Source organism: Lutibacter sp., from assembly GCF_013041805.1.
GTDB lineage: Bacteria > Bacteroidota > Bacteroidia > Flavobacteriales > Flavobacteriaceae > Lutibacter.
The window spans coordinates 13,586-27,012 of the sequence record NZ_JABDRI010000094.1 but is presented as its reverse complement, the minus strand read 5'-3'; the positions used below and the strand labels follow the sequence as shown (position 1 = coordinate 27,012).

Annotated in this window: 10 protein-coding genes; 4 read left to right on the top strand and 6 right to left on the bottom strand. The window is 28.8% G+C overall.

Annotation, left to right across the window (positions count from 1 at the left end):
• The first annotated feature begins 28 nt into the window (after window positions 1–28).
• Window positions 29–1,135, top strand: a complete 1,107-nt coding sequence (locus tag HKP59_RS11275; protein WP_291806906.1) for a histidine kinase — start codon at window positions 29–31, stop codon at window positions 1,133–1,135.
• Window positions 1,132–1,845 (top strand): LytTR family DNA-binding domain-containing protein, encoded by a 714-nt coding sequence (locus HKP59_RS11270; protein ID WP_291806903.1) that lies wholly within the window; start codon window positions 1,132–1,134, stop codon window positions 1,843–1,845. The genes HKP59_RS11275 and HKP59_RS11270 overlap by 4 nt, the downstream gene beginning before the upstream one ends.
• A gap of 3 nt (window positions 1,846–1,848) precedes the next feature.
• Here the strand turns inward: HKP59_RS11270 and hflX are convergent, their stop codons facing one another.
• Window positions 1,849–3,060: a GTPase HflX gene (hflX, locus tag HKP59_RS11265; protein WP_291806901.1), complete on the bottom strand. Its 1,212-nt coding sequence runs from the start codon at window positions 3,058–3,060 to the stop codon at window positions 1,849–1,851.
• Between the two features lie 49 nt (window positions 3,061–3,109).
• The gene (locus HKP59_RS11260; protein WP_291806896.1) at window positions 3,110–5,149 is read right to left on the bottom strand and encodes a tetratricopeptide repeat protein; all 2,040 of its coding nucleotides are present in this window, start codon (window positions 5,147–5,149) and stop codon (window positions 3,110–3,112) included.
• A 123-nt stretch (window positions 5,150–5,272) separates the two neighbouring features.
• Here HKP59_RS11260 and HKP59_RS11255 point away from each other — a divergent pair, with 123 nt between their 5' ends.
• Window positions 5,273–6,244 (top strand): endonuclease/exonuclease/phosphatase family protein, encoded by a 972-nt coding sequence (locus HKP59_RS11255; protein ID WP_291806893.1) that lies wholly within the window; start codon window positions 5,273–5,275, stop codon window positions 6,242–6,244.
• Between the two features lie 50 nt (window positions 6,245–6,294).
• Here HKP59_RS11255 and HKP59_RS11250 read toward each other — a convergent pair whose 3' ends face one another.
• The gene (locus HKP59_RS11250; RefSeq protein WP_291806891.1) at window positions 6,295–6,627 is read right to left on the bottom strand and encodes a hypothetical protein; all 333 of its coding nucleotides are present in this window, start codon (window positions 6,625–6,627) and stop codon (window positions 6,295–6,297) included.
• Window positions 6,628–6,813: 186 nt separating this feature from the next.
• Entirely contained in the window at window positions 6,814–7,146 is a 333-nt protein-coding gene (locus tag HKP59_RS11245) for a hypothetical protein (RefSeq protein WP_291806889.1), read from the bottom strand.
• Between the two features lie 327 nt (window positions 7,147–7,473).
• Here HKP59_RS11245 and HKP59_RS11240 point away from each other — a divergent pair, with 327 nt between their 5' ends.
• A complete protein-coding gene (locus tag HKP59_RS11240) occupies window positions 7,474–9,381 on the top strand; it encodes a S9 family peptidase (protein WP_291806887.1) in 1,908 nt (635 codons plus the stop codon).
• Between the two features lie 540 nt (window positions 9,382–9,921).
• Here HKP59_RS11240 and HKP59_RS11235 read toward each other — a convergent pair.
• Both HKP59_RS11235 and HKP59_RS11230 read right to left on the bottom strand, forming a co-directional pair.
• On the bottom strand, window positions 9,922–11,148 hold the full coding sequence (locus tag HKP59_RS11235) for a hypothetical protein (RefSeq protein WP_291806885.1): 1,227 nt from the start codon (window positions 11,146–11,148) through the stop codon (window positions 9,922–9,924).
• Window positions 11,149–11,357: 209 nt separating this feature from the next.
• The gene (locus HKP59_RS11230; protein ID WP_291806883.1) at window positions 11,358–13,424 is read right to left on the bottom strand and encodes a DUF5689 domain-containing protein; all 2,067 of its coding nucleotides are present in this window, start codon (window positions 13,422–13,424) and stop codon (window positions 11,358–11,360) included.
• Window positions 13,425–13,427: the final 3 nt, after the last annotated feature.

The following is a 13,427-nucleotide window of genomic DNA, read 5'->3' as shown; positions in this document are numbered from 1 at the left end:
TATTTAAAACCATAATTGAAAAGCATTAATGAAAACAACAAGTAATTTTGACCGCTTTCAACCTTTAATAATTACTGCTTTTTGGGCATTATTATTTGCATCTCCGTTATTATTTGGAAGATTTGAAGACGAAATTGACTGGGATCATATTTTTATGGTTTGGTTAAATTATGTGCCTTTACTTGTTGTCTTTTTAATAAATAGATATATTCTACTTCCAAAATTATTCTTTAAAGGGAAAAGAGTAACCTATTTTATAAGTACCACACTTTTAATTGGAGCAATTACTTTAGGTTTATTTTTCTTTCATACTACAAATAACAATCAACAAAATAGGACGCCTCCACCACCTGCAAGAAGTGCTATGGATGGTACACAACAAACTCCTTCTGAATTTTCGATGAACGAAAGACCTCGAATGCTGCCAAGGCAAAACAAACCAGATTCTATTCCACCATTTGCTAACTTTTTAATTCTAGCTATTTTATTGGTCGGTTTTGATGCAGGTTTACAGGTTTCAATGAGATGGGCAAGTTTAGATCAGGAAAAAATGAAACTTCAAACTGAAAATATAGAAAATCAGTTAGCTATTCTAAAAAACCAGGTAAGTCCACACTTTTTTATGAATACATTGAACAATATTCACGCATTGGTTGATATTGATTCAGAAGAAGCTAAACAAGCTATTATAAAACTATCTAATTTAATGCGTCATTTGCTTTACGATTCGGAAGAAAAAATGACTCCTATAAAAAAGGAAGTTGAATTTATTAACAGCTATGTGGAGTTAATGAAACTTCGTTTTTCAAATAAAGTAAAAATATCTGTTCAAATTCCTTCAGAAATTCCTGAAAAATTTATTCCACCATTACTATTTACTTCATTGTTAGAAAATGCATTTAAACATGGTATAAGTTATAATAAAGATTCTTTTATAACTATTATAATGAGGTTTTCTCAAAATAAACTTCATTTTGAGATTGAAAACAGTAACCATTCAAAAATTACAGATGAAAATTCAGGTATAGGAATTGAGAACACTAAAAAAAGAATCGCTTTATTATTTAATAATTTTGATTTTACTATTTCAGAAAATAAAGAAATTTATAAAGTAAATTTAAGTATTCCGCTATGATTAAATGTATTGCCATAGATGACGAGCCTTTAGCATTAAAACAAATTTCTAATTATGTGCATAAAACACCTTTTTTAGAACTTTTACAAGGTTTTGAAAGCCCTTTAGAAGCCATTTCATATGTGCAAGAGAATGAGGTTGACTTACTATTTGTTGATATAAATATGCCCGATTTAAACGGAATAGATTTTGTAAAATCTTTAAGCAATGCCCCTAAAATTATTTTTACAACTGCCTACAGTGAATATGCTTTAGAAGGTTTTCGTGTTGATGCATTAGACTATTTATTAAAGCCAATAGATTATGCAACCTTTTTAAAAGCAGCAACTAAAGCACAAGAATGGTTTACATTACAAAATAATTCAAGTGAAGAATTAAAGGGAAACGATGATTTTTTATTTATTAAATCAGAATATAAAATTATACGCGTTAAAATATCTGAAATTAAATATATTGAAGGAATGCGAGAGTATATACGTATTCACTTAGCAAATGAAAAACCAATTATGACGCTGTTAAGTATGAAAGCAATGGACAAACAATTAGAAAACAATTCATTTATGCGTGTACACCGTTCTTATATTGTAAACTTAAATAAAATTTCTACTATTGAACGTAATAGAATTGTTTTTGATAAGGTTTATATTCCCGTAAGTGATCAGTACAAAGAAAAGTTTCACCAATTTATTGAAAAAAACTTTTTATCGTAATAGTTATTTTTCTTCGGTGTATTCTTCATACAAAAAGTCGTTATAAGGAAAACGTGTAATATGAATTTTCTTTACTTCTTCAAAAACTTTAGCTCTAAACTCTTCTAAATTTTCTTTATGTAATGCTGAAATAAACAAACAGTTATTATCAAGTTTATTCATCCAAGTTTTTTTCCATTCTGATAACGTGTAATGGTCTTTTGTTTTTTCAGTAGTTAAATCATCCTTATCAATAGTTTGATGTTGATAGGCGTCAATTTTATTAAAAACCATAATAGTTGGTTTATCCATACTCTTAATTTCATCTAAAATTTTATTCACTGAAGCAATGTGATCTTCAAAGTTTGGATGTGAAATATCAACAATATGCAACAACAAATCAGCTTCACGAACCTCATCCAACGTAGATTTAAATGACTCAACTAATTGTGTTGGTAATTTTCTAATAAAACCAACGGTATCAGTTAATAAAAAAGGAATATTTTTGATAACTACTTTTCTTACGGTAGTGTCTAATGTTGCAAATAATTTGTTTTCAGCAAAAACATCACTTTTACTAACAACATTCATTAACGTTGATTTTCCAACATTTGTATAGCCAACTAACGCCACTCGTACCATCTTTCCTCTATTTTTACGCTGCACAGCCATTTGCTTGTCAATTATCTTAAGTTTCTTTTTAAGTAAGGTAATTTTATCGCGAATAATACGTCTGTCTGTTTCAATCTCTGTTTCACCAGGTCCACGCATTCCAATTCCACCTTTTTGGCGTTCCAAGTGAGTCCATAAACGTGTTAATCTAGGTAATAAATATTGGCACTGCGCTAATTCTACTTGTGTACGCGCATAACTAGTTTGAGCTCTTCTAGCAAAAATATCTAAAATCAAATTTGTTCTATCAAGAACTTTACAATCTAATACTTTCTCAATATTTCGTAATTGTGAAGAAGATAGTTCATCATCAAAAATAGCAGTTTCAATATGATGATCTCGCATATAATTTCTAACTTCTTCTAGCTTCCCCGTACCAATAAAAGTTTTAGGATGTGGCATTTCTAGCTTTTGGGTAAACCTTTTTACAGCTTCTCCTCCAGCAGTTAAAGTTAAAAACTCTAATTCATCTAAATATTCATTTGATTGCTCCTCATCTTGATGCTGAGTAACAACACCGATTAAAACAGCTTTTTCAGATGTCACTTTTTTTTCTTCGATCATATTGCAAATTTACAAATTAGTTTCCTTGTAAATAAGAAATGATTTTATTTTAGTAAGGTAATGTAAAATAAAAGGTTGTTCCCTCTCCAACTTCAGACTCTAGCCAAATAGTACCACCTAAATTGTTGAGCAATCCTTTGCAAATACTTAATCCCAATCCATTTCCAGTTTTAAAATCCTTATCGCCAGCTTGTGAAAAACGATTAAAAATATCTTCAAATTTGGACTGAGGAACTCCGCAACCCGTATCTTTTACATAAAATTGCACACATTGGTTTTCTGAATTATTCTTTAATTCAAATCCAATTTCTATCGAACCATTTTCTGTGAATTTTGAAGCGTTACTAATTAAATTATTAAAGATTTGAGTAAATCTATTCTCATCAGTTTTAATAAAAATAGTTCGAGAATTTGTTGGTAATTTTAATTTTAACTCAATCTTATTTTTAGCTAGAAGATCATTTGTTTCCTTCTGAATTTCAATAATATCATTTAATGCCTTTGAGACATTTACATTCTCTAAATCAACCTTTATTTGATTTGATTCAATTTTAGAAATATCAATAATATCATTAATAATAGCCATTAATCTTTCTCCAGATTTGCTGATTATTTCTATAAAATGATCTCTTTTTTCCTCGTTTAAATCATTGTCTTTTAACAGTGATGAAAAACCTAAAATAGCACTCATTGGAGTTCGAATTTCATGACTCATATTTGCTAAAAAAGAGGATTTTAAACGATCACTTTCCTGTGCCTTCTCTTTTTCTATTTCTAATAATATATTTGCTTTATTTTTTGCTCTTCTTAGGGAATTCAAAATGAAAATAAATAATAAAAATCCTAGAATAAAAAATACTAGAACATAATTTACAATTTTTTGATTTCTTAACTCACTTTTTCTTAAATCATCTTTTTTCAATAAGTCATCAATTTTGGCCTCTTGATTTTTTAGCTCATATAATGTTTCCGATTTTGCAACTTGTTCGTAGTTTTTTACATCAAATATACTGTCAGAATATTTTTGAAAAATTTTATGATTTTCCAGTGCTTTTTTATAATCACCCAATTTTTCATAGGCTTCACTTAAATATAAGTGGTTATTATAATTCATATTAATCCAGTCTGTGATTTTATTATATTCTAAACTTTTATTTGCAAATGCTATTGCTTTGTGATAATCTTCAACTTGCAAGTATGTATATGATAAATTTGCAAACAATAAGGATCTTAGAGTTTTAAAATTATATTTATTAACTAAATCTAAAGACTTATTAAAATATTTTTGAGCAGTTTTGTAGTCTTCCTTCACAAGATAACAATCTGCAATATTATTGTAATTAATGGCTAAGGCCTGATAATCTTTTATGTTATTACTTAATTTTACAGATTCCAAATAATAAAATAATCCTTTTTCTATATTTCCATCATCTGAATAAGCATTTCCTAAATTGATATATGTGTCTAGTAATCCCGTTTTATTATTTTGCTTTTCATGTATTTCGTAAGATTTTAAAAAGTACTCTTTTGATTTTGTATAATTTTGCTGATCATAATACAAATTACCAAAACTTCTATACACTGCAGCCAATCCTATACTATCATTCAATTTTTTAAATATATCTAATGATTTATAGTAAAATTCTATTGATTTATCCAATGAATTTAAATAAGAGAAACTATATCCAATATAGTTATAACATCTAGCCAATCCTTGTTCATCATTTATAGATTTAAAAAGATCTATAGCTTTAGAATAGTATGCTATTGCTTCTTTGACTATTTCCTGTGTATCATAATAATAACCAACACTTAATAAACTTTCTGCTTCTAATTTTTTGTTTTTAATTTTTCTAGCTAAATCTAGAGCCTTTAAATAATAATATTTGGAAGAATCTTGATAGGTATAATAATACTCTTCTCCTATATCCAGTAATAAGTTTACTTTTAAAGAATCTTGTTGAGTTGTCCTAAGTTTTATAAGTAAGCTATCCTTTAAAGTTTGACTATGTACATTTTTTAATGAAACTATTGCAATAAAAAACAACATATACTTTAGAGAACTTTTCTTGAACAACCTTTCTAGCATTTTTTTAAAATGAAAAACGAACTTTAAAGTTAGAAAATTATTAATTAAATGAACCTGATTTATATCACGTATAGTTTTAAGCTTTAAATCCATACTTTAGCATTTATAAATTTAACATATTCTATGTTTTCATATTTTAAATTACCCGGAAAAAATAAACAAGCCTATACTATTGCATTTTATAATCTTGAAAATTTGTTTGATACTAAAGATGACCCAAACACCTTAGATGATGATTTTACACCAAAAGGAAAAAAAAATTGGAATACTAAACGTTATAAAAATAAAATAAGGAAATTAGGAAATGTGATTGTTCAATTAGGAACTGCTCGATCTCTTTACCCTCCTGCAATTATTGGTGTTGTTGAAGTAGAAAATCAACATGTATTGCAAGATTTAGTAAACTCTAAAAATGTAAAAAGTCATAATTATGGAATTGTACATTACGACTCTCCTGATGAACGAGGTATTGATGTAGCATTATTATACAAAAAAGAACTTTTTGAATTATTACATTCAGAAACATTTCCGTTGTTTTTAGAGAGTGATAATGGAGAGAGAGATTACACAAGAGATGTGCTAATGGTAAAAGGGAAATTAAATGGCGAATTAATTTATGTACTAGTAAATCATTGGCCCTCACGCAGAAGTGGTGAGGACCTAACAGAGAAAAAAAGAATAAAAGCTGCCGAGTTAAATTCTGTTATTGTAAAAAAAATAACTGATGAGAACGAAAGTGCTAAAATTATAATTATGGGTGATTTTAATGATAATCCCACAAATGTAAGTGTGAAAAAGCATCTTGTAAATGATACTTTTTATAATCCAATGGAACGTTTAATACATACCGGAAACGGGACCTTAAATCATAAAAAAAAGTGGCATTTGTTTGATCAAATTATATTTTCTAAAAACTTTTTCAATATTGAAAAACACAAACACACCTTTAAGTATGCAGAAGTTTTTGATAAACATTTTTTAAAAGAATGGAAAGGAAAGTATAAAGGAAACCCTTTTAGAACTTATATTGGTAAATGGTATCAAGGTGGATTTAGTGATCATTTTCCCGTATATGTTTATCTTAAAAAAGATTAATAAAAAAGCCCAAACTTCTATGTTTGGGCTTTTTTATTTTTGCCTTGATTTTATACCGTTTTACATTTTAAATGGAAAGAGTATATTCTGTTAGGAACTCCAGGATTATCGACTTTTTTATAATTTAAGTTTTCTCTAACGTAGTTTAATACATCCGCATCTTTTGTATCCAAGTTTAAAACCACTATTTCACCTTCCGAACTAAATGTAAATGTAATGTTTACACTCATTTCATCATCAATTTTTTCTACTGATGACTTCAGTAAAGAAACAATTTGACTTCTAATTTCTTTATTAGGCTCTTTAAAATTATCTCCATTTGCAGCAAATAAACTTCCAGTTCCAATGAATAAGGCTAGTGCTAAAACTTTAAATTTTTTCATAATTTCTATTTATTTAATTGTTAGTATATTCTAAAGACGTTACACATAAATAGATGTTACATTAGTATAATTCTATTAACAAACTTTTAACTAATAGCCTGATTCAATGCTTTATAAATAAAATTATGGGGACATAAAAAAACTCAAACCTACTAAGTTTGAGTTTTTAATTGCTTAATTTTCTTTTCATACGGCTTTCACCTTTAAAGGAAGTGTATACACTCTATTAGCTACGCCAGGATTTTCAATTTTTTTGTGATTTAAATTTTTGCGTACGTAATTCAATACATCACAATTATCACATCCTACTTTTAGTACAACAATTTCACCTTGCGAACTAAAGGTAAAAGTAATATTAATTACAGCATCTTTTTCAACATAAAAATCTGGTGACTGAAGTAAACTTACAATTTGATTTCTAAGTTCTTTATTAACTGTCGTTAATTCGTTTGTATTAGTCGCAAATAAGCTGGCAGTTCCAATTATAAATACAAGTGCCATTAATTTAAATTTTTTCATGATAGATAGGTTTTAGTTAAACATCTTTTGCTTTGATATTCCAAATGTATATCTTATTAGTATTCAGTAGTTTAAACGGCATCTGATTAACAAATGTTTAACCAAATTGAACTATATAATTATTCGTGAATTTTGGTATTTCTTGACAATTATATTATTAAGTATTTGTTTTTCAGATAATTAAAAAACACACTTTACAAAAAAATAATGATAACCTGTTTTATGTATTAACTTAAATTATGTTAAAGTCGACTTATAACAGCCTATATGTTTAAATTAAAATGATAAATTTGTGAATAATAAATAAATTCATAATTCAAAAAAACCATGTATAAAATACTTTTTAGTTTTCTAATTTCATTTACTTGCATTAGTTTATTTGCACAAGATGTAATGACACCAGAAATACTAGTTCAATTAAATAAAGTTTCAGGAAAAGGAATTACAAAAGACGGTAAGCATTTAATTTACAGTGTTTCTAGTTTCAATCTTGAAACAAATAGTAAATCATCATCAACATATCAAATACCTATTTCAGGTGGAGAACCTCAACTTATAAATGAGTATAAAGAGTTATTAGTTGATAGAAATATTTCGCCTAATGGAAAGTATAAAATTTCCACAGCTGATGTAAAACTTCAAAAAGTGAATGGGCAAGATTTTTATTCTGATGTACCAAAATCAAATGTAAAAATTTATGATGCATTAAATTATCGTCATTGGGATACTTGGGAAGATGGAGCTTACAGTCATGTATTTTATCAAATTATTTCTGATAATGATACTGAACCAATTGACATTATGCTTAATGAACCTTATGATTGTCCACAAAAACCTTTTGGTGGTTCAGAAGATTATTTATGGAGTCCTGATAGTAAAAATATTTTATACGTCACCAAAAAATCAAGTGGTGTTGACTATGCTATTAGTACAAATACTGATATTTACCAATACAATATTCAATCACAAACAACTACAAATTTAACGTTTGACAATAAAGGGTATGATACACAACCTGCATTTTCTTCAAAAGGACAGTTAGCTTGGTTACAAATGAAAAGAGATGGTTATGAATCTGACAAAAATGATATCATTGTTAAAATTGATGGTAATTCAATAAACTTAACTTCTAATTGGGATGGAACAGTAAATAGTTTTATTTGGGAAGATAAAGGAACTAAAATATATTTTGTTGCTCCTACTGGTGGTACAGTTCAATTATTTGAAATTGAAGTTCCTACTTCTAAAGAAAAAATAAGTGGCCCTAAACAAATTACAAATGGTCAGTTTGATGTGAGTGGAATTGTAGGTCAAACAAAAAATACGTTGATTGCTAGTCGTAGAGATATGAATCATGCAGTAGAGCTATACTCTGTTAATTTGAATAATGGAGAAATGAAGCAATTAACACATGCAAATGATGCAATTTACAATTCAATTTCATTAGGTAAGATTGAAAAAAGAATGGTTAAAACCACCGATGGAAAAGATATGGTAACTTGGGTAATTTATCCTCCCAATTTTGATCCTTCAAAAAAATATCCAACATTATTATATTGTCAAGGAGGTCCTCAAGGGGCGTTAAGTCAGTTTTATTCTTTTAGATGGAATTTCCAATTAATGGCTGCAAATGGGTATATTATTGTTGCACCAAACCGAAGAGGAATGCCAGGTCATGGGGTTGAATGGAATGAACAAATAAGTAAAGATTATGGAGGGCAAAATATGCAAGATTACTTATCTGCTATTGATGAATTAGCTAAAGAACCTTATGTAGATAATAATCGATTAGGTGCTATTGGAGCAAGTTATGGTGGTTATTCTGTATTTTATTTGGCTGCAATTCACGAAGGCAGATTCAAAAGTTTTATTTCTCACGATGGTATTTTTGATTGGAGAAGTATGTATGGAACCACTGAAGAATTATTCTTTGTTAATTTTGATTTAGGTGGTGCTTATTGGGATAAAAATAATGCAGCTGCTCAAAAATCTCATACTGAATTTAATCCGGCTGAAAAAGTAAGTATGTGGAATACTCCTATTTTAATTATTCAAGGCGGAATAGATTTTAGAGTTCCTATTGGACAAGGATTAGCCGCTTTTCAAGCAGCACAATTGCAAGGAATTAAAAGTAAATTATTATTCTTTCCTGAAGAAAATCATTGGGTGCTAGACAATCAAAATAGTTTAGTTTGGCAACGTGAATTTTACAAATGGTTGAAGGAAACTTTATAACTCTTTAAGGGTATTAAAATATTAAAAGTAGGTGGTAAAATTACTCCCTGCTTTTTTTATTACACGTTATAATAAAGTCTTCATTTTTTAATTTTCAAATTCATTAACTTCATATTAACAGTTTAAGTTAAAAAACGAACGGATACGTTAAAAATCTGTTAATCAAACAATAAAAGCGTAACAATTTAATAGTTGGACCGTCATTTATGTATACTTAACTAAATTAAAACTTTTAATATGAAAACAATAAACACAAATTCAACAACAGAAAATAAATCAAAATTAATCTTTGTAAGTTTTGCAAATACAAAAAGAACACAATGGAGTAAACATAGACGATACGCTTCTTAATTAAAACTAATAACCCCAATATATATAAAAAGCCTGTATACAATAAGTTGTAAACAGGCTTTCCTTTTTGTGCTTTCTATCTTCACCAATAACTCTAAAAAAATGGATTTTACAAATTATTTGAAATAGTTATAGACTCTCATTATAAAAAATGAGTACTAAAGAACAAATAAAATATAAACTTACAATTTAATAGCTCTTTGGAACAATTTCATTTTCTGAGATATATGGATATTTCAGCCCAGTATCCCAAAGGATTATCCCAATATCATCACCTTTTAAAGTCCAGTGATCAGAGTCGCGCTTTCTATTTGGACCAAATGAATAAGCAACAATGCGTTTACGACCAGTTGCCTTATCATACTTATACAATAACCAATAAGCCATATTCCAAGGATCAATAAAATAATCTGCACGATCTTGGTTAAGACCTTCTTTGGTAAGATTAGCAAATTGGCCTTTATATATCCAGTTAAAGTCATTATTCTTTACAACTGTATAAAGTCTATGGTGGAAGTAATTTTTAAAAGGTGAACGACCAAGTTCTTTCGCCCTATTGGCAAAATCTTTCTCAATGGCTTGAAGCTCCTTATAACAAGCATCCCTCTTTATGGGAGAGTTATTTTTATAATTATTAACCCTCACCGTCCCCGCACTAAGTCCTACAGATAAAAGAGCTACTCCTAAAACAGATATGAGTTGCCAATATCTCTTTGATTTTTTTATTTCTAGTTTAAAATCCCATAGACGAAATAAAACGGTAAACAAAAAGCACATTCCCAGCATTAGCTCTATTACCTCACCCGTAAAATCCCAAGGGTAAATCTGATAAATATAAAAAACAGCAAAAAAAGATGGAATTAACTCATATGGTGGAACCACTACACCCATATAATTTAAAAAACGCCTTGATGCTGGAAATTGCATTAATAATGGGAGAATTACCCCATATCCTAAAATAACAACTTTGACTGATATCATTCTAAAAGAGTCATTTATTACATTATGCGCTGTAAATTCCTGCTGAAAATTATTTTCTAAAAAATAGTTAGGAGGTAGATAACCAAAAAGGCGTTGACCCCAAGAAATTTCTTCCATGAAAACTAGAAAACAGAAGATAGAAAGACCAAGATAGAACCATTGAAACTTTTTAAACTTCTTATTTCCTAAAATAAATCCAAACACACTTCCAAACGAGGCCAATAGGAAAGCCCAAGCCGTCGACCATTCTATAATTTCATCTTCTTGAACAATAGCGTTATAAAGCGCTTCATTATTATTAATAAGCCAATAGCAAAAAATTAAAACGGCAAACACTAAAAAATTTGCCATCACTGAAGATAACAAATCTGGACGAAGTTGAGTAGAACTAGATTTTGACAAATCAGCCTTTTGTTTTCTTACATTTTTATTCATACACAATGTTTTTACAGAAACTCAAACCACAAACTAAATTTAGAACTCTAAACCTAAAATTTGTTAGAACTGTAACTTATGAAATATTTTTACTAAAATAACAACTTATATTCGATATTTAAAAGCTCACACATTACTATATTTCAGATTGTTTTTTAGAATGTTTAATGTCTGTTCTAAAAAAACAAAATAATAACAATTATGTCAAATTATCGCACTCTTGGATTAAAGTCATTTGGAGCATTTTGAGGTGAATTAGGACTTAAAATTAAATTATTTGAAGCACCTGAATAGATAGTCCATTCAGTAGCTCTAAACGTTATATTTGGTTCTGAAATATCTAAATTTCTAACCGCTCTTCCATCTAAATATTCCCAATTAGTTCCATTTCCATCTTCCCCTATAACTCCAAAAACATCAATAACGGTTCCTGTATTATCCACTAACTCATATACATCATCACCGTTTCCAGAAATATAGGTTGATTGAATTGTTGGCACATCATTAAAAATAGCTGCATATCCCGTATTTGCAATAATTATAAAACCGCCAACAGGAATAGTGTATCCATTTAATTCAACTGGCGAACTAGAGATTGTAGTTGAACCGTTTATATATTTATTTAATTTCCAACCAGTTAAATTTATTTCAGAATCTCCTGCATTATACAATTCAACAAAACGAGCCGACACATCATTTCTGGGGTCAGCAACTTCAGTAATCATAATTTTTGGAATAATAACAGGACAAACTTCAAACGGCTCTTTAAATTGAACATCTTCAGTAGTTCTAATTTTTAAATTATCACTTAAAATACCTGTAATTGAACCATGTCCTTCAGGAAATAATTCATGGGCAAAAGTGGCATCTCCATTTGTAAATACCAATATTTTTGTAGTTTCTCCACAAGTTTCAAGTGTTCGTACTCCGTCATCATCTCCTGTGAAAAAAGCAAATGCTTTTCCTAATTCATTTTCAACCAATTGCACGTTTAAAATACGTACCAATGTGTTTTCATAATCAGGATTTTGAACTTCTGAAATTGGAATCTCAGTTGGTGTTATTTCAAAATTTTCTTCACTCTTATAGACAAAATTGTTTACCTCTGAAGCTTCAATTTTCGTAATCTTATCTCCACTTGGAAACCCAATTGTTAAAACATCAACATTCTTTGTCATATACAATTTATTCAGTTTTATATAAACTTTATCTCCAATATTATAATCTTCAAAAATTGCTTCTTTATCAATTAGTAATTGTATTCCTGAAGTTGGATTTTCGGTAGCGTCTTGCACGACTAATTTTTCTTTAAAATTTCCATATTCATCACTTGAAACAACATAGCCTTCAATTATATAATTAATGTCTACTCCAAATTCAACCATAGATCCTTGATACATTTCTTTCACTTCAGAAATTGAAATTGTAGGAGTTAAAGCATTGAAATAGTCACATCTTTGTTCAGTAAATTTCACGTCATCTGTATCTCTAATATACAACTGAAAATCATCATAATAATTTCCAAAAACTGCTACAACACTTCCTTTTCCTTCAGGTAATAATTGGTTTTTAAATTTTGAAAAACCGCTATTTCGAACAATAACTTCATCCACTAAGTTACAATTACTGTCAAAGTTTTCTAATACGCGATTTACAGTTTCAGTGTCTTCAACGTTTGCATAAGACAAACCTAAATCAGTAGTTTTAAATTGTACATTCTCAATTTCAATTAACATTTCTAATAGGCCCTCATTCAACTCTGAAATAGCTACTCTTTTAGGAATGATTTCAGCCACTTCGCACGAACGAAAAATGTGATTTTTTACTTCAAAAGATGAAATTCTTGCCAATTCACCACCAACTGCTTGTCCAATTTGGATACTCCCAAAACTATACCCAACTGCCAAACCTTTAAGCTTTACATAAATTTTTCTACCAACATCATACGTTGTGTACAAATTGGTTTCATCTATAGAGATTTTGATTGCCGATGTTGGATTTTCAGGTTTATCTTGTATGGAAAGTGTTTTATAAATATTCCCTGATTCGTCATTTGAAACCACATAACCTTCAATAATCACATCAGTATCTATTTTAGTTGCACTCCCGAATGTATACATATCTTTTACCTGTTGAATTGTATTGGTTACAGAAATTTCAGTCTCAACACAATTTACTGTTGGAGTTGAAAAATCTTTATCTTTAACACAGCCTAAAAACAGACTTGTGAATAGAAGAAATACTCCTATTTTAGGTTTAATAGTTTGAATTTTCATAGC

What these genes read in the sequence shown, in the direction of transcription:
- HKP59_RS11275 (WP_291806906.1), top strand. Translation starts at nt 29, where the DNA reads ATGAAAACAACAAGTAATTTTGACCGCTTTCAACCTTTAATAATTACT.
- HKP59_RS11270 (WP_291806903.1), top strand. Translation starts at nt 1,132, where the DNA reads ATGATTAAATGTATTGCCATAGATGACGAGCCTTTAGCATTAAAACAA.
- HKP59_RS11245 (WP_291806889.1), bottom strand. Translation starts at nt 7,146, where the DNA reads ATGAAAAAATTTAAATTAATGGCACTTGTATTTATAATTGGAACTGCC.
- HKP59_RS11235 (WP_291806885.1), bottom strand. Translation starts at nt 11,148, where the DNA reads ATGAATAAAAATGTAAGAAAACAAAAGGCTGATTTGTCAAAATCTAGT.
- HKP59_RS11255 (WP_291806893.1), top strand. Translation starts at nt 5,273, where the DNA reads ATGTTTTCATATTTTAAATTACCCGGAAAAAATAAACAAGCCTATACT.
- HKP59_RS11240 (WP_291806887.1), top strand. Translation starts at nt 7,474, where the DNA reads ATGTATAAAATACTTTTTAGTTTTCTAATTTCATTTACTTGCATTAGT.
- hflX (WP_291806901.1), bottom strand. Translation starts at nt 3,060, where the DNA reads ATGATCGAAGAAAAAAAAGTGACATCTGAAAAAGCTGTTTTAATCGGT.
- HKP59_RS11230 (WP_291806883.1), bottom strand. Translation starts at nt 13,424, where the DNA reads ATGAAAATTCAAACTATTAAACCTAAAATAGGAGTATTTCTTCTATTC.
- HKP59_RS11260 (WP_291806896.1), bottom strand. Translation starts at nt 5,149, where the DNA reads ATGCTAGAAAGGTTGTTCAAGAAAAGTTCTCTAAAGTATATGTTGTTT.
- HKP59_RS11250 (WP_291806891.1), bottom strand. Translation starts at nt 6,627, where the DNA reads ATGAAAAAATTTAAAGTTTTAGCACTAGCCTTATTCATTGGAACTGGA.